The organism is Psychrobacter sp. NPDC064578 (assembly GCF_044901245.1).
Lineage (GTDB): Bacteria > Pseudomonadota > Gammaproteobacteria > Pseudomonadales > Moraxellaceae > Psychrobacter > Psychrobacter cibarius_C.
Map to the genome: position 1 here is coordinate 33,832 of NZ_JBJDPI010000004.1, position 20,783 is coordinate 54,614.

A 20,783-nucleotide genomic window follows, 5' to 3' on the forward strand; every position below is an offset into this window, starting at 1 on the left:
AAGATAGCAGCTTCTATTGTATGAAATCTCATAGAAAACAACCGATAATAAAACACCCTTTTTTATAAAAATTTAAGGTAAAAGCTAAATATATCTATATTTCTAGGTCAATGTATCCGTGTCATCACCTTTAGAGCCATGCTCATTCAAAATGATTTTGTTATCTATTGTTAAATACCAGTCGATGCTATGTATAATGCAGCACTAGCATAGCTTTCACTCAGTATGGCTTTCACTCATATGCCTTTAAATAAGAAGATTACATTATGTCAAACAAGCGTCCTTTATATATTCCCGTTGCAGGCCCCGCTCTTTTAGAGACTCCTTTACTAAATAAAGGCAGTGCTTTTTCATCAGAAGAACGTGATAGCTTTAATTTAACTGGGCTATTACCGCATAACATTGAGACGATTGAAGAGCAGTCATTACGCGCTTATCACCAACTGCGCTCATTCACTAATGATATGGATAAGCATATTTACTTGCGTAACATCCAAGATACCAATGAAACCTTATTTCACCATCTAATTGAACAGCATATTGAAGAGGTCATGCCGCTCATATATACCCCAACCGTGGGTCAAGCATGTGAAAAATTCTCGCAAATTTATCGCCGTAAACGCGGTTTATTTATCTCATATCCTGAGCGCCATAAAATCGATGACATGCTGCAAAATGCCACCAAGCAAAACGTGAAGGTAATCGTTGTCACTGACGGCGAACGTATATTAGGATTAGGGGATCAAGGCATTGGTGGTATGGGTATTCCTATTGGTAAATTGGCTTTGTATACCGCTTGTGGTGGTATTAGCCCTGCTTATTGCTTACCAATTTTGTTGGATGTTGGTACCAATAATCAACAGCTACTTGACGATCCTATGTACATGGGCTGGAGAAACCCACGCATTTCTGGTGACGAGTACAATGAGTTTGTCGACTTATTCATTCAAGCCGTTAAACGTCGTTGGCCAGAGGCATTATTACAATTTGAAGATTTTGCCCAAGAGAATGCGACACCATTATTGAATAAATATCGTGACCAATTATGCTGCTTCAATGATGACATTCAGGGTACTGCTGCGGTTTCAGTCGGTACCTTGATTGCCGCGTGCTTAAATAAAGGTCAGAAGCTTAGTCAACAAAAAATAGCATTTTTAGGCGCAGGGTCTGCTGGTTGTGGTATTGCTGAGCATATTATTCGCCAAATGCAGCGTGAAGGGTTAACGGAGGCGCAGGCTCGCAGCCAAGTATTTATGGTTGACCGCTATGGCCTGCTTACTGATAACATGACGGAGCTACAAAAATTCCAAGAACCGTTAGTACAAAAAGAATCCGCTATTGAAAGCTGGGATAAAAGTAAGAAACTCGGTTTAGCGCAAGTGGTTAAACAAGCAAAAATAACCGTATTATTCGGCGTCAGTGGACAAAAAGGTCTGTTCACCCAAGAGGTGATCGAATCCTTGTGTGTTAATACTGAGCATCCTATTGTATTACCACTTTCAAACCCCACGTCTCGTGTGGAAGCAACACCGCAAGAAGTGACTAATTGGAGCAAGGGTAAGGCAATTGTTGCAACAGGTAGCCCTTTCCCTCATACCACTTTTGAAGGTCAGTCTTTCGAGGTTTCTCAGTGTAATAACAGCTATATTTTCCCCGGTATTGGTCTGGGTGTTTTAGCAGCACGGGCGACGGGTATCAGCGATAATATGCTCATGGCGGCAAGCCAAGCCCTTGCAGATATATCAATGGAATACGAAAAAGCACCTGGTGCCATCCTACCGCCGATTAAAGTTATCAGAGAGATCAGTGAAAAAATAGCGTATGCGGTGGCATTGCAAGCGGCTCAAGATAAGCTAGCACTACCTATCACAGCGGAGAATTTACAACGTCGATTAAAAGCGAATTTTTGGTTACCTGAATATCGTAATTATCGCCGTACTTCTTTCTAATGTTAGAAATTAGATATAACAAATTCTAATATTAGGCACATTATCTAAGTAAAATATTAAATGAAAAAAGGTTGCTAACGCTATATTACATATAGTGTTGGCAACCTTTTTTACTGCTATCCAATCTATTAGTTTAGCAAGTTTACTTTTACCGGTTTTTCAGCATAGTTCAATGATTGTTTTTTATTAAATTCTAGACAACAAAAAACCCTTACAAGCAAATGCCTGTAAGGGTTTGAATTTGGTGGGCCCAGTATCAACCATACTTTACTTTTAAGTAATTGATATTAAAATTTATTATGTAAAAATAAATCCCTTATACCAACCAATATACCAACAATATACTTGAGTAATCACCTAATGGAATAACCATATTTATAGATCAATAATCTGTAAAAAATATTGTTACTTATTGTACGATCAGTGTTTTTTGTACTTGTTAAGCAGTTTAATGAAATACATTATAATGATATACCAATATTAAAGCATGATTAAAAACAGAGGAATAGTCACATGAAGTGGAGTGAATTACTTGATAGTTGGAGTCTCAGCTCATTAAGCCTTACATCAGGCTTTCTAAGTATGGAGTGGCAACCCAATTAAAAGGATAAACAGTGTGCTTGGGAATTATATTTAGAATTACTAACAAGTATTGCTACCCAGTCATTAGAAAAAAATCATGGAGACGAATTAACTGATCTGAAGAATATCTACTCTTTATTTCAAACGACACGAGACATTCTAAAAACTGATGGAAGGCAATGTAAAGAATTCACTAAAATCTCTATAGTAGTACTGAACCAAGTTGTACGACCATTCACTGCGAAATGGCACAAGTACACTATTTCTTGTGAACTGTCTTCAGAGCTTCGCCAAGAGTTCCGAGTGGACTTGGTTGAACTGCAAAAAATATTAATCAATTATACGAGTTTATTAGCTGCTATGGCTGGCGTGAAAAACTCAACTAGAATGGAAGAAAACTAATTTACAATGTCCTAGTCATACTACTTTAGCTTGATATGTGCGTATTAATGATAATTTTTAGAGTCATAACTTGATGAAATTTTATCATTCAACGCACACACCTATATTGTTGAACTATACATTAAGAGTGATCTTTCCAGTTAATGGGGTCTCCATGTACACCCATCTCGAAACTATCTTCTAACCATTTTATAAATGCTTCCTCTACATCAGATGATCTATTTAAATACTCCATGTTTCGATTTTTGGAACAAATTTCTCTGAGATTTTCTGGTATCTCAGGAGCACTATCACCAAAATAATAAAAATTTTGAGATATAAGAACGAAATCTCCACCTGTATCAACTTCTAAGTGATCTTGATTTATTTGTGCATCAATTAAAGAGTGAGCTGAGTCTTCCTGTAACCATTCTTCTGTTACAGAATCTTTGTGATAAATATTGTCTCCATAAATCATTTTAAGACTACCTTTGAGTAAAGGTTTTTTATTTTGGAACTTAGGATCTTTCCAATAATCATCAAAAGTTAACTTATCTGTGACCTTCATTGCATAAATTAGAAGATTAATATCACCTATACTTTTACTGCCTGTACCTATAACCCAATCACCTTTAGCTAGATTTTTATTACTCCTAATATCTGGTTTGCATACAGCAAGAGTACAATAATTATGGAATGGGTTTGGTGCTAAACCGTAGTCATGTGTGATTTTATAAGAAAATATATTCATCTTTTACATATTATCCTTTTGACTGTAAATAAAGATTCATTTTGAGTTCCATCAGGTTTCTCCAGAGGTGTTGTTTTGCCTGATATGACATCACTTAACTTATCTAAGGAGTTAGAACCTAGTGTTGAACCACCATACCTTTTGAAATTATCAGGTAACTCTACGCTATTTGTACAACCATGCTTATATATACCAATAATCTGTTTACCTTTTAAATGAGCTTGTTTGATTTCATAGTCCACCCAGGGTCGAGTATGTGTCTTCTCACCAATGAGGCAAATAAAAGTCCCCGCCCAATGAATTCTTGCTCTTAATAATCTTTCTACTACAGCGTCACTAGGTCGCTCTTGATTATGATGCTTTGTGCTATCGATAGAGCTATTTCGAATGTCATGCCCAGCTTTTTTTAAACGTTGTCTTAAACTTTGTAAGCTACTATCATCTTCACCATAGTGGCTTATAAATACATTACTTTGACTTCCCATATTAGTTCCTTAAAACGCAATATCTATGACTTACTATAATAGTATTATCTTTTCGACTCAACATTAAACGAATAAAAGTTCGTTATTACTGTATGATATTGATTTTTCTAATCTAAAATTATTACAATTCAATTAAAGATAGGAAATTATAAAATTTTCAAAAAGTAGGAGAAAATATGAGCTTTTTAGGTGAAAAAGAACTGAAAGAGCAAATAAAATCAATTATTCCTCAGTATACGCCCAAGTTTATAGACAGTAATAAATACGAGCTATGCTTAGGCGCTTCTTACTGTGCTTCTGATAGCAAGTTTCGAGTCCTACAAGCTGAAAATAAACAAATAGTAGTTAATCCTGGTGAGTTTTATTTTTTAGAAACCTATGAAACAGTCGAAATGCCCGATGATATTATGGGTTTTATTTCTATAAAGGCCAGTATAAAATTTAAAGGTCTAGTAAATATATCAGGGTTTCACGTAGACCCTCACTTCAAGGGAAAAATTGTATTTTCCGTACTCAATGCTGGTCCTAGTCCAATAAACCTGACGATAGAGGAGCCATTATTTCAGATATGGTTTGCCAAATTGACTAGTGCTTCTGAAAGTTATAACGGTAAGCATCAAGGTCAAACTGGTGTTACTGGAAAGCTACTTAATGATCATATGAGTGGAAGTGACAATGCCTCTCTTGGCGACTTGCAAAGACAAATTAAAGATCTTGATAATAAATATGAGATTATAAAAGCATTAGCAACTTTAATAGTAGCTGCTATAGTTGCCATAATGTTCAAAGTTTATTTTAATTAGAATAATGTTAATTCTCTTGTTGTAGCTGCTAAACAAGGCTTATCTATTTTCTGATTGATATTCCATTTAGGAGGGAAGAAAAGTTCTAATGGTTTAGGCATCTCTTTGTATTTTTGCTTGATACGCTTATTTTGCACTTGTAACTCAGGCATCTTTACTCTCAAAATCTTATCTGTTTCGCAAAAGCAGTTTTGTATATCTATGAGGGTAGGCGCTCTCCCAAAAAGAGGCTTGAATTCATTGAAATCAAACTTTGTCTGATAATATTCGAAGTTTTCTTGCGTGAATTTAATAATGTCTTCATTACTATAACTCGCTGACGAAGCATTACCAAAGCACTTTTTAATACCTCTTATAGCACCAATACCTGCCTTTACAAATGAATCCTCACTAAAGTTAATTACATTTGAATAATTCATATCAATAGCATATTGGTACGCTAAAAAATCACCGATAAAAGAGCAGCCTCTGAGGTGGTCAAAAGTATCTGATAAAGAAGTAGCATCGATAATTTTATCGATGACAGACTGCTCAATTAACTCATCTTTAACCATTTGGAGCCACTTTTCATGCTTATAATTAAGATGGTTATATAAAGAATGTGTGCCTGTCATCATATAAGCATTATTGAATATAGGATTACTTACTTTACGCGCTAGTAAAGCGTTATTGATGTGCTTCAAATTAAAGTTTTCTAAAGAAATTTCACCAATTTCACTCTCAAGATACTCCCATGTTTCAGGCTTATTGAATATTTTGAATACGATAATTCGAAATAAAACATCTTTATCAGAAAATTTTTCGTCTGAATAAATAACGTTTTTAATTAGGTATTGACTGACTCTATCCATTGCTCTATAAACATTCGTAAATTTATAAGACTGTAGGGTAGGGTCTCGGGTTAGAGGATAGTTTTCTTCATACTTGTTCCAAAATATATTCATTCTTTCTTGGATAAAGTAAAAATAATACTTAAAAACTTCTTCATTCGGTTGAATCATAATTATTACAACTATTTATTTGGTTTAGATATTGTAGATTGGCTACTTCTTATTATGTATCAAGCTTTCTAAATTTAAGGGTTCTTTCTCTACGATTTCCTATTATGATACCACCTTTGTTTTCGACAACCTGATTGAATACCGTATATCCTTGGATAATAGCTTTTACCCATAACTGTAACGGACATTTTTCAACCTCATATCCTCTGATGAAAATTTGAATAGTCTTTAATAGATCATATGAAATACTACTTTCCTTAGTAAAATCAATACCCCTTTGCTTTGATATGGAAAACAACCAGGCACTCAAGCCCTCTTCAATCACAATCGGTCTGCCACTATCCTGTGTTTCATCAAGAGAAGGGTCACTTTTTCTCTTATGTTTAATTAAGGCTCTAAAAGTAGGTGACCAGTGTAGTATGGCTGCAAATGCCAAATGAAATACATCATGATATTTGTAATTATCATTCTCTTGATGATTATCATTTAGAGCACTCCCGATAAATACATCGTTCCATTTCAGATAAGCCCTACCATTCGGTTTTTCAACAATATGGACCTCGAATTCTATTGGCAACTGTTCATCTTTACTAAAAGTGCTATCAAACGATAATAAAGGTAAATGAAGTTCTTCAATTGGTATAAATCTATTTCTAATTTTAAAAGTATTATTTTCAACAATGCTTAACAAATCAAGATTTAAAAATTCCATCATTTTCAAGTAAGTATTTAAAAATCTTTCAATTTTTTCTGAAGTGGTATCTTTACTGATAGATGTTGTATGAATTATCAGATCATTGAATAGTAACTGAGTGTCACTAACACTTTCTTTAGACTTAACTGTAATAAACGGTCGGGTTTTAATTCCTGTTATGAAAATTGCACTTTCATGTTTATCATAGAGGTCGATATCGTTATCGTTAATTAATTCATATAGATCAATACTCTCAACAATGGTGATAAGCGTAAAATACCAGAAGATGTCTCCCATCTCTTCGATGACTAACTCGTTCGAATGATCGTTTGAATCGTTGTTGAGCAGCTTCTTTTTTAGTAAAGACACCAAACTACCTACTTCACTAAATAAGCCCATTTGAGCACCGAAAAGAGCTTTATCAGAAGTAAACTTATTAGTCTCTTTAACAAGTTTAATATAGCTAGTCAAAGAAATGCTATTAGCTTTAGTCATTTTAATACTACCTTGTTTAGAGAATATCTAGTATCCCGATTTTCAATAAATGTATGCTATCCTAATTATCATATTCGTACTTAAAGGTACGTTTTACATGATAACTTATAGAGCAATCATATCACGAAGGAAATTAAGAACCATATGCTAAGTAATATACCAAAGCACAAAGTATTTATCAGCTTCCATCATGCTGATGACGATGATCGGAAAAAGTTCGAAAATACTTTCTCAAGTGATGTTGAAACTTTTGTTTCTCGATCAGTTCAAGATGGTGATATTGACCCTAATAATAAAACTGAAACCACTCGTCAGGCGATTAGAGACAGATTCATATCTCAAAGTTCAGTTACTATTGTATTGATTGGTCAAAATACTTGGAAAAGAAAACATGTTGATTGGGAGATAGGATATAGCATCAAAAAAACCAGTCAGAATACACGTTCAGGACTTATTGGCATATTATTACCAAGCTATCAATCGTGTACGCTAGGGTCTTGCTCTTATTCAATATCTGAAAATGGAACTGTATACACGCCGTGTAATATTCCACCTAGGCTTTATGACAACGTACAAGCTGGCTATGCGAAAATTTATTCCTATCCTACGAGCCATCATGAGTTGATGACATGGATTCATGAGGCTTTCCAGAAGAGAAATAGCATTCTTTCTTTACCTAGTAATACCCGTCTTTATTTTGGGGAAAATCGCAGAGAATATCAAAATCACTGGCAAGATTAGAAATATAATTAAAGTTATCTAGGGATTTTATACAATGACTACTTCCACTCAGAACTTACCACCACTCGCTGTTCATTTTGTTTGGCACCCTTCGGATAACGAAGATATTTTTGACGTGATTAGTGAGTTTCGTAGGTACATTACTCGCGATACAGATAGACCATTTTCCCGTGAAATTAATATACCTACCTTTCTCTACAGCTCTAGAACACTAACAGATACGCCTGATAAGCTCCCGCTAAAGCTAGCACAAAGAGACATTGTTTTTGTCTTTACTAGTAAGCATACTTTAACAATTGATTCTTGGTCCAATTATGTTGATAAAATCACAAGTTGCGAGGGATATAGCATTGTACCCGTTGCTATAGATAAAGCTGGAACCAGTCACAGTCAAGATAATGGTTTAAAAGACCTGAACTTTATACGCGCTTATGATTGGCCGCAGAGTACACGTATAGATAGCGGTATTCTAGCACTATCTCATGAACTATACCGCTATGGCTTTAATGATATTAACCCTAAAGAACAGAGTAGTTTATCATCAATTAAACTCTTTTTAAGTCACGCGAAAATGGGCAGTACGGGCGTGAACCATGCTTTAGCTATTAAAAACTTCATTGACAATAGTAATATGCGTCAATTCTTCGATGCAACAGAGATTTCTCCTGGTTTTAAGTTTAACCAGGATATTGAAGTAAACTTAAAAGATTCAACAATGATTGCTATTGTGAGTGATGCCTATTCTTCACGCTATTGGTGTCAACGTGAAGTGCTAATGGCAAAGCAAAATAGAATACCTATCATTGTTGTTAATAGTCTGGAAGAATATGAGGATAGAATTTTTCCATCTGCGGGCAATGTACCCTGTGTTCATGTTACTGCCAAACCGCTTAAAACAAAAAAGATACTACGCATTTTAATTGCATCTTTATTAGAAACAATACGTTTTAAGTATGCAACTGCTCTACTTGAGTATTATCAAAATCAAGGTTGGATAAGTAAAAAAGCAGAAATATTGGCACGACCGCCTGAAGCAGAGCAAGTCATATTTATTAAAAAGGAAAAAGGACTTAAATGTGATGATAGCTTAATAGTTTGTTATCCAGAACCACCTGTTTATGAAGAAGAAACTGCTTGGGCTGGCGCTCTCAATATCACCTTATCCACACCTCTACTGTCAAGTGATGCTACGGCTACTAAAAAATATAAAGTTGGATTATCTATTTCAGACTATATGGACAAGGGTTTTGAGGTGCATCATCAGCACACAGATGAGTTAAAGCGGTTATCGCAAGACTTGGCTCGGCATCTATTATATCGTCAGCATACGCTAATATATGGCGGTGATTTGCGAGCTGACGGATTTACTCAATTTATATTAGATGAAGCCAATATTCTGAGTGCACGTATTGGCGAGCAAAAAATACATGTGGAAAACCACTTGGCATGGCCATTATATCTAACAACTGATCACATAGATTTTAAAGCGAAATATAGTCAAGTTCTTAAAACTGAATGTTATAAACCACCTAGTGATGTCAAAGCGCTACTTAATAATACGACTGATGTTTTCCTTCCACCAAATAATCCTGAAAATATCTATATTTGGTCGCGTAGCTTAACTAATATGCGAGATATATCAATTGCACAGTCGGATGTCCGGGTGTTAGCAGGTGGTAAATTTGAAGGATATAAAGGTAAGATGCCTGGAGTACTAGAAGAGTTTTTGATAGCTATTGACCTAAATAAACCAATATATTTGGCTGGAGGTCTCGGCGGACTTTGCCAAAAACTATGTGACAGTATTTTAAATAATGAAATATGCGAAGAATTTACTGAAGGGTGGCAGATAAGCCATAATGCGGGGTATATAGAAATTCAACAGATTGCAAAAGCTAATTCCTTTGAAGCTAATTACGAACAGGTAGAAACATCATTGTTAAATTTATCGGTTGAAAAATTGTCTTCAGAGTCTGGTCTGAGTAAAGATGATTATATTCGATTAATGAAAACACATTTCGTTGATGAAATTGTCCATTTGATACTTAAAGGTTTGAAGCAGCGAGAAAGAAACCTTGGTGAATCCTGATATTACTCATATCATTTAAGAAAAGGAGGTTTCTATAAGTTCGCTGAAAATTATCTAAGATTTATATATTAGTAAATAAATCTTAGATGGTTAAGTTCTCAAAAATGTTAAAATATAGGTTTTTGACACTTTCAGAAATACCTATCCAATAAACTAACCTAGCATTTAACTTGAGATGACCATTCAAGAATTTAATAATACTCTTTAATATAAGCATAGGCCCGATCGAATAGCTCTTGGTCTTTGTGTAGTTTATATTTCAAAAGTGCTTTGCGTAATGATTTTTGTACTTCACGCTCGCCAGCGCTGGTGGTTTGCCATCCAGGAAAGCGAACGATTCTCACAATGGCATCGATATCACCAACAATGCGCTCGACCACCGCCGGTGTTTGATCAGTCTTTAGCTCTAAAAACAGCTCAGACAATGCCGCTGTCGGTAATTTTTCTTGAACATCAAGCCCCAATATTAAGCACATCATCTAAGCAAAATACCAATTAAAGAAAAGTTGCTAACACTATGCACAATATAGTTTTGGCAACCTTTCTTACTTCTATAAAAATCAGTCATATCGTATATGAATTTATGATATTGATATTCTTATAACCGCACTAATGAGGTGGTTGGCATCTGACAAATCTCAAGCCAGCCTATGAAGTGATTTTTATATAGCGTTAAACTTAGTGAAAGAAAGTACGAATTTTGAATAGTACTAAAGAGCCATAAATATTTTCATTCATATACGGACATCACTTATCTAGCTTAAAAGTAGCGAATCTATATATCTGATCAGACAATAAGATACTACTCTCGCTGTTGCCAGCCATTTTGACCTACAGGCAACCGATCAAGTAAGTCACATCTTGATCTCCAGTCAGATATGTGTATCTAATAAAGCTTTAAACCTATCGTTGTGCTATCGTTCTTTAAAGTGTAATAACTCATGCACGATAATATACTCTAAACAAGGAAGGGTTTTTTAGCCAATTCAAGATTAAGCAATATTCGTCATTCCTCGATATCGCAGATACCCTATTTAGTTTTCACCTTTTGTACTTGCCAGCCACAGACAGTCCCATCGATCTGACCAGACCATCTACTGATTAAAATCTCTCAATTTAATGTCTACGGATTTGATAGCAAGGGTCACTAACTGATAATTAGAGTTATCAATAACATATAATGCGTATACAACGAAAGCATTAGGATACTCTTTTGACACGGTCTAACCAGAAGCATCTAAAGAGTTCATCAAAGCAGTCACTACTAAGTTGTTTACATTTTTGAGTGAAAAAACCACCTCATCATAGTCTGAAGGCAACTCCGCAATAGGCACCTTCACGAAACCACCTTTTCTTATTGCGCTTTCGCTCCATGCAAATCCGACACCTAAGTTTTGCTGTACCGCATCGTAAACACTTTCTTGAGTGTTGACGATATAGGTAGGGGTTATCTCTAAATTAATTTTTGCTAATGCCTCATTTATAAGTTTTTGAGTGGTAGAGCCGTGCGTGCGGAATATGACGGTTTCCGACGCCAGCTCAGTTAAGCTTATAGACTCTCTTGATGCAAAAGGATGGTTCGGTGAGCATAAGGCAACAAGCCTTTGTGTAGCACATTTCTTAAACTGTAACCTGTCATCCTTTGGCACATTTGCAAGAATGCCAACATCTACTTGACCGTTAACTACTCTACTGAACGTTTCATAGAAATTACCAAAATAGATCTCAGTCTGTAGCTTGGGATAGCGCTTACTAAACTGCCTGATAATTTCAGTACCGGGCATTGAGCTGCATAGAGCTACCTTTAATATAGCCGATTCAAAGATTTTACTTCTTTGTATCAGCTGCTCTAGATCATCTTCAACTGCTTGTATTTTACTCGTCAACGATCCAAGCTCTAAGCAGTAATCTGTTGGCACAAGATGCCTGCCACGTTGCATAAACAGCTTAAACCCAAGATTGTTTTCAAGCGTAGATATTGCTTGGCTAATGGCAGATTGAGACACGCCTAAACGTTTAGCTGCCTGTGTGTAATTACCTTCCTCAAGCACAAAATTTAATATGTTTAGCTGATTATAAGTATAGGGCTTTTTTGTCATATGACCGCCGTCTTTCGTATCGGTTTCAGAGATTGTCAGGCATATCTCTGGGAAGTACGGGAAGTTATACACGATGAATAAGACTGAATGATTAAATATATAAGCTAACCTTATATATGACACCAAACTGTCATACTCATCTCTTATATTAGGCACATGTAAACGATTAAAGCGTTGAGCAATTTACCTAAGTGTATTTGCTTGAGCTATCACTCACTGCCAATACCAGAATATAAGTTTGGGCTTAAAATTATGTTAGAACTAAGCAATGTGACTAAGAAGTATGATGGCAAAGTTATTTTTGAGGATATCTCCCTAAAGGTAAATAAGGGTGAGATTGTTTCAATATTAGGCCCATCTGGCTGTGGGAAAACCACGTTGCTGCATATTATTTTAGGTCTAACCGATATTAGTTCTGGTCGGCTTGCTTATGATAATGAAGACATCACACGTGTGCCTATGAAGCACAGAGGTTTCAATATTGTATTCCAAGACTATGCTTTGTTTCCTAACTTGAATGTAAAGCAGAATATTGAATATGGGCTGCGCAATAGACCTAACGTCAGCACACAAGCGGAGGTTGATGAGCTGGTTGACCTTTTGGAGATTAAGGCTCATTTGAACAAGCGAATCAGCCAGCTCTCTGGTGGGCAAAAGCAGCGTGTTGCATTAGCGCGTACTTTAGTGATGAAGCCTAAGATTTTATTATTAGATGAGCCTTTATCTGCCTTAGACGGGGTTGTTAAAGAGACCATTAAGGCACGTATTCGTGAGATTGCAGAGCGTTATGAGCTAACCACTTTGATTGTGACACATGATCCTGAAGAAGCGATGACACTCTCTGATCGCATTTTGTTGTTATCAGACGGCAAAGTAGCTCAATATGCCAAACCATCAGAAATCATCAAAAACCCTGCCAATGATTTTGTTAAGAGCTTTATCTTAGATCAGCTCAATATCAAACGTCGTAATATCTTGAGCCTATTTGAAACGGACGATGCGCCAGCTGATCCATTAGAAAAATACACTCAAATGAGACCTGTGCTAGATGGCAGTTCAGTCACTGAAGATATCAATTCCATAATCCAGCGCACAGCTGCTAAATCCATTAAAGATACCTCCAAAGGTTAATCGCACTAGGCCAACGCTGGTCTTTCAAAACTTACTTATTTTGCGCGTAGGTCATTATGAAACTTAATAACTCACCGCTAATGAAAGCTTCGTGGCTTTTCATTGGTGCGCTATTTCTCGTCTTTATGTTTGTGCCTTTGGGTAAAATGTTGGTGCTGTCATTTAATGTGGCTGATGGATTAGGTATAAGCCACTACGTCGATATCATCAGCAGTAATGACTTCAGACAAGTGATGTTAAATAGTTTTTTTGTCGCCATTGTTAGTGCGATGAGTGCCACCTTTTTGGCATTTATTCTTGCCTATACGGTGCACTGGACTAACTTACCAAAGGGCTTTAAACAAACCATTAAGCTTGCATCACTCTTTCCCATGCTATTGCCAACAGTGACTTATGGATTTGCCATTATTTACACCTTTGGTAAGCAAGGTCTGCTTACCAAGATAATTGGCTTTCAGTTTTTTGAAGACATATATGGTTTCTATGGTATGTGGCTTGGCTACACCATCTATACCTTACCAATAGCCTTTTTACTGCTTAACAATACCTTTCAATATTTGGATAAGAAGTTCGTGATCGTATCAGAACTGATGGGCGATTCACGCTTACGCCAGATAGATATGACGGTCATTCGTCCCTTAATTGGTACTTTTGCAGCCGCTATCATTCAATGCTTCTTTTTGGCCTTTACTGACTTTGGTGTTCCAGCCTCTATTGGTGGTCAGTACAAGGTTATCGCCACTGAGCTTTATACCCAAATACTGGGTGCATCTCCCTCGTTTGAAAAGGGCTCTGTGGTTGCTTTGTTTATGCTAATCCCCTCTGTTTTGAGCATTCTACTGCTTTGGTATGTGGCTCGATTTAATGTCAGATATGACTCAGTAGAGCATTTTGACTTGCCTACCTCTAAAGTCAAAGACAGGATTCTGGGTATGTTATCCAGTGGCATTTTGATTTCGCTGTTATTCGTATTTGCTGTGATATTCATCATTCCATGGATTAAGACATGGCCTTACGAGATGGCGTTTAGTACAGACACATTTACTAAGGTGATTGAGTCCTCGAATCTAATGCGAGTGTATAAAAACTCACTTATTGTCGCGACCTTAACGGCTGTTTTTGGCACTATTATTACCTATGTTGCCGCGTTGATATACGAGCGTTCAGGGCTATTCAAGATAGGTAAGTTGACGATCGAAAGCTCAGCTTTAGTGACCAATACAGTGCCAGGTATGGTTATTGGTATTGCCTATCTAATGGTTTTCTCAGGCTCATCGATATCTAACACCATCTTCATTATTGTGATTAGTAATATCATTCATTACTTCTCCACACCTTATCTCATGAGCAAAAACGCACTATCAAAAATGAACTTAGGCTGGGAGACCACAGCTTCTTTGCTTGGAGACTCATGGCTACAGTCTTTACGCCGAATTGTTGTACCCAACTCAATATTTACACTGATCGAAGTAGCCTCGTACTTCTTTATCAGTGCGATGGTTAGCATCAGTGCAGTGATATTCATTTCAGGTGCAAAGACGATGGTGCTAACTACAAAGATTGTTGAACTACAGCACTTCGCCCGCTTTGATGAAATCTTTATCTTGTCACTGATGGTGCTACTCACAAATATCACAGCATTAATATTCTTCGCAGCGGTGCGATACCTTTATACCAGAAGCATATATGGAACAAAAAAAATAAAAGTGATAAAGACGACAGTGACGACAGTCGCTTAGATATTTCAACACAGTTTAGGCCTTAATGTGACGAAAACCAATTGAACCGTTAACCACTCACATAATTAGGAACAACAATGAACTTATTCAAAACGATAGTAATGGGATTAACTTGTGGAGTTTTAGTAGCAGGTTGTGGGTCGCAAAGCTCGGACGATACAGCTGGCGAGGAGGTGATTATTTATAGTAATGCTGATGAAGAGGCAGTTGAGGTTATTCAAGAGGTGCTTGATGAGGCAGGCTTTGAAGGTCAATACATATTTCAATCATTCGGAACAGGTGAGCTTGGGGGGCGACTATTAGCAGAAGGAAAAAATATTGAAGCTGATATGGTGACAATGAGCTCGTTTTATATCGAAAGTGCTCAAGCAAAGAACCCAATGTTTAAAGCGTTAGCATTTACAGCAAACCCACAGATTGCGACGCCTAATTACTATGCACCGATTCTCAGCTTTACGGGTGCTATCTTACTCAATACCAAAGAGATGGAAGCTAATAATCTTCCAGTACCTACTAGTGCCAAAGACTTAGCGAATCCTATTTATAAAAATCAAATTTCTATGGTTGATCCAAATGGTTCATCAACTGGTTGGTTGTTTGTACAAGACATTGCTGCTGAATATGGCACCGATACTGAAGGTCAACAAATCATGAATGCTATTCGTGAAAATGCAGGACCTAATTTAGAGCTATCTGGCTCTGGTCCTCTTAAAAAGGTAATGGCAGGTGAGGTGCCTATCGGTTTCGGTCTACGTCATCAGGCAGTCGCTAATAAGGCAAAAGGTTTACCAATTGATTTTGTTGATCCTAATGAAGGTAATTACACATTGACTGAATCGGTTGCTGTTATTGATAAAGGAGAGAAAACCAATCCTAAAGCAATGAAAATGGCTGAGCTAATTGTCACTAAAGCTCGCCCAGGTTTATTAGAGATTTATCCAAATATTGTGTATGACGGCGAGACAGTAGCTGCTGAGAATCAGATTGATAACTCTAAGACCTATTCAGAGCCATTAACTGCCGAGCTGTTAGATAAGCACCGTGCTTTTTTCCATGGTGAGTAATTTTAGTTCAATCAAAATAATGCCTATTCATGCTTAGCTATATTAGTTCATAGGTTAAGCAAGTAGAGGGCTAATCAATAAAGATGTATGGGAAGAGCAGATATGACAATGAGAAAAATACTTTCTGATAAAACATACGATGTCATCGTCGTAGGTGGGGGCATCGTTGGGCTGGCAAGCGCCTACGCCGCCGTTAAAAAGGGGCTGAGAGTTGCAGTTGTAGAACGCCAGTCTCAGAACAAAGATGCTTCTGTTCGTAATTTTGGATTTGTGACTGTTAGTGGTCAGCGTCGAGGTGAGCATTGGCAACGCGCCATGCACTCGCGTAATGTTTGGGCCGAGATTGCGCCAAAAGCAGGTATTCAGATAGAGCATATCGGTCTGCATATGTTAATGCAGAGACCTGAAGCGGTAGAAGCGGCACGAGCCTTTTTAAAGACGGAAATGGGTGAGGGGTGCCGACTACTAACACAGTCTGAAATTAATGAAGCCGCGCCTTATCTGAAAAAGGGTGAAGGGGTGTTATATAGTCCACATGAGCTCAGAGTAGAATCTAATACTGCAATCGCTAAGCTGGCTCATTGGTTACAAGAGACGCAGAGTGTGGATTTTTACAACCATACTACGGTGACTTCAGTGGAATTACCAAAAGTGCATACCAGCCGTGGTGTCCTTAACGCTGAGCACTGTGTGGTCTGTCCAGGAGCTGACTTTACTGGCTTATATCCAGAAGTACTCGCTAAGACCAAAGCCAAAATGTGCACACTAAATATGATGCGAGTCATGCCTAAACAAGCATTTAGATTAAATGCCGCTGTCATGTCAGATTTGAGCTTTGCCCGTTATGATGGATTTGCTCAGTTACCTGAAGCTACGGTACTAAAAACCTTACTTGACGATATTCAAAGTGTAGAACGTCAAGCAGGTGTCCACCTAATTGTGGTTCAGTCTGAAGATGGATCACTAATCATTGGCGATAGTCATGATTATAGTGATAGAGAACTACCGTTTAGAGACACTCAAATTGATGATCTAATCATTAATGAATTTAAGCAGGTGATGGATATTGGTGAGATAGATATTACTCAGCACTGGTTGGGTGTATATCCAAGTGCAGATGACGTGGTATTTAAGGCATCACCTGAAAAAGGCGTAGTGGTCGGTGCAGTCACCAGTGGTACAGGGGCATCAACAGGTTTCGCATTTGGCGAAGAGTTAATTGAATTGGTATTGGAATCAAAGTAATGAATACAGCAAATAATAATATAATAAGCAGCAGCTCACATGGTGATAGTTTAAACAGTATTAAAAACAAATTTTTTGATATTAGGCTCTGTGTGTTTGATATGGCTGGCACAACAGTAAATGAAGGTAACCTGGTCTATAAGACCGTATGTAATGCTATCAATGAAGCATTGAAGAGCGCTGGCAAGTCAGATAAACAAGTGAGTCTTGAGTTATGTTTAGAATATGGTGCAGGGAAAGAAAAACGCAACGCCATCCGCGATATTTTGAACAGGTTAGATTTATCTGATGCTTGTATTAAATCATTAACGGATACGGCATTTGCAGCCTTTAAAGTCAATCTTGCAACTGCTTATAACAAGGACACCTTATCTGAGTTTGAAGGCATGTCAGAGTTGTTCGAGCAGTTAAAGGCAAGCGGTCGTAAAGTGGTATTAAATACAGGATATGATGCTAAGACTGCTAATAAAATTTTGACTATCTTAGAGTGGTCTGTGGGGGATCAAGTAGATGCACTAGTAACAGCCGATGACGTAGAAAATGGCCGCCCAGGCCCGGATATGATTACTCTTGCGATGAAGCAGTTTAATATCGAGAATTCACAGCAAGTATTAAAAGCAGGGGATAGTGGTATCGATATTGAGGAAGGTAATAATGCAGGGTGTGGGCTGGTTTTAGGTGTGTTATCTGGCGCACAAAATGAGCAGCAGCTAGTGAAATATTCACCTGATACGATTTTAGACAAGCTGACTGACTTAAAAGAGCTTATTTAGCTTAAAGCTTCAATATATAAAAAATAGTAAAGCCATAAGAGCAATGACTTTTATGGCTTTTTTAATTTGAAGGGTCTATCCTAGATTCTGTGTAACTGCCGTTTAGATTAAAGGCTTACTGATATAGGAATCAAACATAAAGCGCTCTAAAACAGACGTTCAGTCACGGATCGACGCTTGCTAGGCTGCTAAGTACACAACCTTAAATACAGCCTGTTCAAACGGGGGCAGCTTAGGTTGAATTGCCCCGACTATATCGGAGGGTGATTTACTTCTTTTATCCAAGTTATTTGTCATAAAATTCGTTATAAGAATAAATAGATTTGCTAATTTAAGGAAAAAATATGACCTTACTTGATAGTAATGATTTAAAAAAGGAACAGAAGATTAATGAGCTGGAGCTTAAAATAAACAGAGAGAAACAGAAGTTAGATAAGAAGCTGATACGGCAAAAAATACTACTGGGTGCTTTTCTTGTGGACGCTTTAGAGAAGGATATGGTAGATGGTTTGAAAGAATACACAGCTGATAATCTATTGGATTTTTTGAGCAGACAGACGGATAAAGAATTGATGGCAGACTTAGTAAGGGAGCTTGGTAGTACGGTCAAGAATAAAGCAGATTCTGATAGCAGTCAGGGCAATCAATCGGGGTAAGGACATAACAGCGAGTAAGACAATCACAATCACCTTACCTAGAAATAAAGTAAGAGGCAAATAGAGGAAGGATTGAAGTGAAAAACACTAGAAAGCAAAGGATTATAAAAGACAAAGTTAATATTTGAGTTAAATTCATATAAAGTTAAACCTCATGGATTACATAGAGTGTTGGAAGCAGGTCTTAATGTGAAACCGCTTTTATTGGTTCGGTACCCTAGTGAGGACTTGAATCTTCATTTGTGTGCTATATAAGTGGAGTAAGTTACTGAAATAATGACGATGTGCTCGCCATGTACATGTAGTAAACCGCCCTAAGTAAATCTGCCTCCGATATACTTAGTGAGGTTCAAAGAGCTACCTCCCTACAGCCTGCTAGTTTAATAGTTATCGTGTGAAATCATTTAAACTATCAGTAATTTTTAGCTATATATATTTAATATACCTTTAACTCCTATATTATTCAGGTGTGACTACTTCTTGTAAACCTTTTTTGAACGTCTGACAAAGTGCAGCGTATTCTATAGCAGATCCTTTTAACATGGCTGCTTGTTCATCATTTAAAGTTTTAACTACTTTACCAGGAGCACCCATCACAAGTGAATTATCTGGAATTTCTTTACCCTCAGTAATTAGTGTCTTAGCACCAATAATACAATTCTTACCGATTTTGACATTATTGAGTATGACAGCACCGATCCCAATTAAACTATTATCGCCAATCTCGCAACCATGCAACATAGCCAAATGACCAATAGTCACATGATTGCCAATTTTCACTCCAATACCTTTATCAGTATGAATCACACTATTTTCTTGAACATTACTATAATTGCCAATATGGATGTGCTCAATGTCTCCACGAACTACTGCACCGAACCAAACACTAGCTTGATGACCTAAATAAACATCACCAATGACACTTGCAGAATTGGCTACCCAACCGTTAAAAGGGTTAGCAAATTTAGGGCTTTTATCTAAATATTTATAAATCATATTCTATCCTTAGTTTTTTGATAAATGGTTGTTAATACTTAATAAATGAGGAACCCTATTCTGATAATCAAAGAATTACTAATAGCTCAAAGTAAGTGTTAGATGAGCAATACACATTAGAGTTCTAGTTAGTTCTCCGATTTTTAAAACGTTAGCTGAATCAAACATTTATTTTAGGTAAATCTTTATAAGAATTAGATAGCTTTTAGCCCTAGCAGCATATCTTTAATCATACTGTCTAAATCTTTCGTGGTTTGCTTGACGTTTGGTTGCGTGCTTAGTGTCATAACCGCTCCTACTAATAAGCCATAAATCAAACTAACTGCAACGTTAGTAGAATAAGGCTTCATCTGACCACTGTTTTGTAGTTGTGAGACGATATTTTCAATGTGTCTGATGGTATGGCTACTATCGATTTTTTGCCATTGCTCCCATCCTAATACCGTAATAACCTCTTGTAGAGGAATCGTATTTGATCCATGAGCAAGAATAAAATTTAAAAAAGCATGACACTGATTGAATGCGGTCTGCCAGTCATTATCACCATTAGGAGCTGTTGCGATTGTTTCAGAAACCTGACGCGCCTGTCGCTCGAAGCAAGCTTCAAACACCGCTCGCTTATCTTTAAAATGATGATAAATCGCTCCTTTTGTCACTTGTGCTTGTGCTGCTATAGTATCGATTGACGTTCCAGCAAAGCTATCACGGCAAAATAACGCCTGTGCTGAATTGAGAATAGCTTCACGAGTGTCTTCTGCATAAAGTTGTCGTCTAGAAACACCTTTCATAGTAAATCCAATAGATTATTAATTTTGCTATTACACTAACATACTAATAGTATGTTAGATACTATTAGTATTCATTACTTGATATACGAGGTTGAAAGTTAGAATTTAAACAATTAAGGATGAGGTTCCCTAGTGAGGACTCGAATACTAGGCTGTAGGCTAATGATGATAAATATTTAGATAACTGAAATCTACTTCGGTGTGTACATGCAGTGGGTATTTCAAGTTACTTTTGATTTATCATAACGTCTGTTAAGCGAGGCTTATTTGTTTGTCAGATCACTGTATCCCATCAATAGCTTGTAGTGCTCAGCTGTTAGG

18 protein-coding genes are annotated in these 20,783 nt (G+C 37.0%); 10 read left to right on the top strand and 8 right to left on the bottom strand.

The genetic code is table 11. From position 1 onward, the window contains the following. The first annotated feature begins 266 nt into the window (after positions 1 to 266). The gene (locus tag ACI2JM_RS05485) at positions 267 to 1,949 is read left to right on the top strand and encodes an NAD-dependent malic enzyme (protein ID WP_045446305.1); all 1,683 of its coding nucleotides are present in this window, start codon (positions 267 to 269) and stop codon (positions 1,947 to 1,949) included. Positions 1,950 to 3,054: 1,105 nt separating this feature from the next. On the opposite strand, the gene ACI2JM_RS05490 is transcribed toward ACI2JM_RS05485, so the two are convergent. Both ACI2JM_RS05490 and ACI2JM_RS05495 read right to left on the bottom strand, forming a co-directional pair. Then, positions 3,055 to 3,663 (bottom strand): hypothetical protein, encoded by a 609-nt coding sequence (locus ACI2JM_RS05490; RefSeq protein ID WP_404642699.1) that lies wholly within the window; start codon positions 3,661 to 3,663, stop codon positions 3,055 to 3,057. Beyond that, positions 3,660 to 4,148 carry a TIR domain-containing protein gene (locus ACI2JM_RS05495; RefSeq protein ID WP_404642701.1) on the bottom strand — a complete coding sequence of 163 codons (489 nt, stop codon included), beginning with the start codon at positions 4,146 to 4,148 and terminating at the stop codon, positions 3,660 to 3,662. The genes ACI2JM_RS05490 and ACI2JM_RS05495 overlap by 4 nt, the downstream gene beginning before the upstream one ends. A gap of 176 nt (positions 4,149 to 4,324) precedes the next feature. Here ACI2JM_RS05495 and ACI2JM_RS05500 point away from each other — a divergent pair, with 176 nt between their 5' ends. Next, a complete protein-coding gene (locus ACI2JM_RS05500; RefSeq protein WP_404642703.1) occupies positions 4,325 to 4,951 on the top strand; it encodes a dCTP deaminase domain-containing protein in 627 nt (208 codons plus the stop codon). Here the strand turns inward: ACI2JM_RS05500 and ACI2JM_RS05505 are convergent. Both ACI2JM_RS05505 and ACI2JM_RS05510 read right to left on the bottom strand, forming a co-directional pair. Then, the gene (locus tag ACI2JM_RS05505; protein ID WP_404642705.1) at positions 4,948 to 5,952 is read right to left on the bottom strand and encodes a nucleotide kinase domain-containing protein; all 1,005 of its coding nucleotides are present in this window, start codon (positions 5,950 to 5,952) and stop codon (positions 4,948 to 4,950) included. The genes ACI2JM_RS05500 and ACI2JM_RS05505 overlap by 4 nt on opposite strands. 52 nt (positions 5,953 to 6,004) lie before the next feature. Continuing rightward, positions 6,005 to 7,141 (bottom strand): hypothetical protein, encoded by a 1,137-nt coding sequence (locus tag ACI2JM_RS05510; protein WP_404642707.1) that lies wholly within the window; start codon positions 7,139 to 7,141, stop codon positions 6,005 to 6,007. A gap of 144 nt (positions 7,142 to 7,285) precedes the next feature. Here ACI2JM_RS05510 and ACI2JM_RS05515 point away from each other — a divergent pair, with 144 nt between their 5' ends. Further along, positions 7,286 to 7,882, top strand: a complete 597-nt coding sequence (locus ACI2JM_RS05515) for a TIR domain-containing protein (protein WP_404642709.1) — start codon at positions 7,286 to 7,288, stop codon at positions 7,880 to 7,882. A gap of 34 nt (positions 7,883 to 7,916) precedes the next feature. Further along, a complete protein-coding gene (locus ACI2JM_RS05520; protein ID WP_404642711.1) occupies positions 7,917 to 9,971 on the top strand; it encodes a TIR domain-containing protein in 2,055 nt (684 codons plus the stop codon). A 191-nt stretch (positions 9,972 to 10,162) separates the two neighbouring features. Here ACI2JM_RS05520 and ACI2JM_RS05525 read toward each other — a convergent pair whose 3' ends face one another. Together ACI2JM_RS05525 and ACI2JM_RS05530 are read right to left on the bottom strand one after the other, a co-directional pair. Further along, complete coding sequence (locus ACI2JM_RS05525; protein WP_404642713.1) at positions 10,163 to 10,450, bottom strand: hypothetical protein; 288 nt, start codon at positions 10,448 to 10,450, stop codon at positions 10,163 to 10,165. Between the two features lie 744 nt (positions 10,451 to 11,194). After that, positions 11,195 to 12,070: a LysR family transcriptional regulator gene (locus tag ACI2JM_RS05530; protein WP_404642715.1), complete on the bottom strand. Its 876-nt coding sequence runs from the start codon at positions 12,068 to 12,070 to the stop codon at positions 11,195 to 11,197. Between the two features lie 252 nt (positions 12,071 to 12,322). Between ACI2JM_RS05530 and ACI2JM_RS05535 the strand changes: the two genes are divergently transcribed. From ACI2JM_RS05535 to ACI2JM_RS05560, 6 genes are all read left to right on the top strand, one after another. Beyond that, complete coding sequence (locus ACI2JM_RS05535; protein ID WP_404642717.1) at positions 12,323 to 13,201, top strand: ABC transporter ATP-binding protein; 879 nt, start codon at positions 12,323 to 12,325, stop codon at positions 13,199 to 13,201. Positions 13,202 to 13,257: 56 nt separating this feature from the next. Then, positions 13,258 to 14,940, top strand: a complete 1,683-nt coding sequence (locus ACI2JM_RS05540) for an iron ABC transporter permease (RefSeq protein WP_404642719.1) — start codon at positions 13,258 to 13,260, stop codon at positions 14,938 to 14,940. Between the two features lie 77 nt (positions 14,941 to 15,017). Beyond that, entirely contained in the window at positions 15,018 to 16,004 is a 987-nt protein-coding gene (locus tag ACI2JM_RS05545) for an ABC transporter substrate-binding protein (RefSeq protein ID WP_404642721.1), read from the top strand. A gap of 102 nt (positions 16,005 to 16,106) precedes the next feature. Beyond that, positions 16,107 to 17,249: a TIGR03364 family FAD-dependent oxidoreductase gene (locus tag ACI2JM_RS05550; protein WP_404642723.1), complete on the top strand. Its 1,143-nt coding sequence runs from the start codon at positions 16,107 to 16,109 to the stop codon at positions 17,247 to 17,249. Further along, a complete protein-coding gene (locus tag ACI2JM_RS05555; RefSeq protein ID WP_404642725.1) occupies positions 17,249 to 18,022 on the top strand; it encodes a phosphonatase-like hydrolase in 774 nt (257 codons plus the stop codon). The genes ACI2JM_RS05550 and ACI2JM_RS05555 overlap by 1 nt, the downstream gene beginning before the upstream one ends. A 344-nt stretch (positions 18,023 to 18,366) precedes the next feature. After that, positions 18,367 to 18,678, top strand: a complete 312-nt coding sequence (locus ACI2JM_RS05560) for a mobilization protein MobS (protein WP_197101098.1) — start codon at positions 18,367 to 18,369, stop codon at positions 18,676 to 18,678. A 459-nt stretch (positions 18,679 to 19,137) separates the two neighbouring features. Here ACI2JM_RS05560 and ACI2JM_RS05565 read toward each other — a convergent pair whose 3' ends face one another. Then, positions 19,138 to 19,674, bottom strand: a complete 537-nt coding sequence (locus ACI2JM_RS05565; protein ID WP_404642727.1) for a gamma carbonic anhydrase family protein — start codon at positions 19,672 to 19,674, stop codon at positions 19,138 to 19,140. Positions 19,675 to 19,868: 194 nt separating this feature from the next. Beyond that, positions 19,869 to 20,462 (bottom strand): TetR/AcrR family transcriptional regulator, encoded by a 594-nt coding sequence (locus ACI2JM_RS05570; RefSeq protein WP_404642729.1) that lies wholly within the window; start codon positions 20,460 to 20,462, stop codon positions 19,869 to 19,871. Between the last annotated feature and the right edge of the window lie 321 nt (positions 20,463 to 20,783).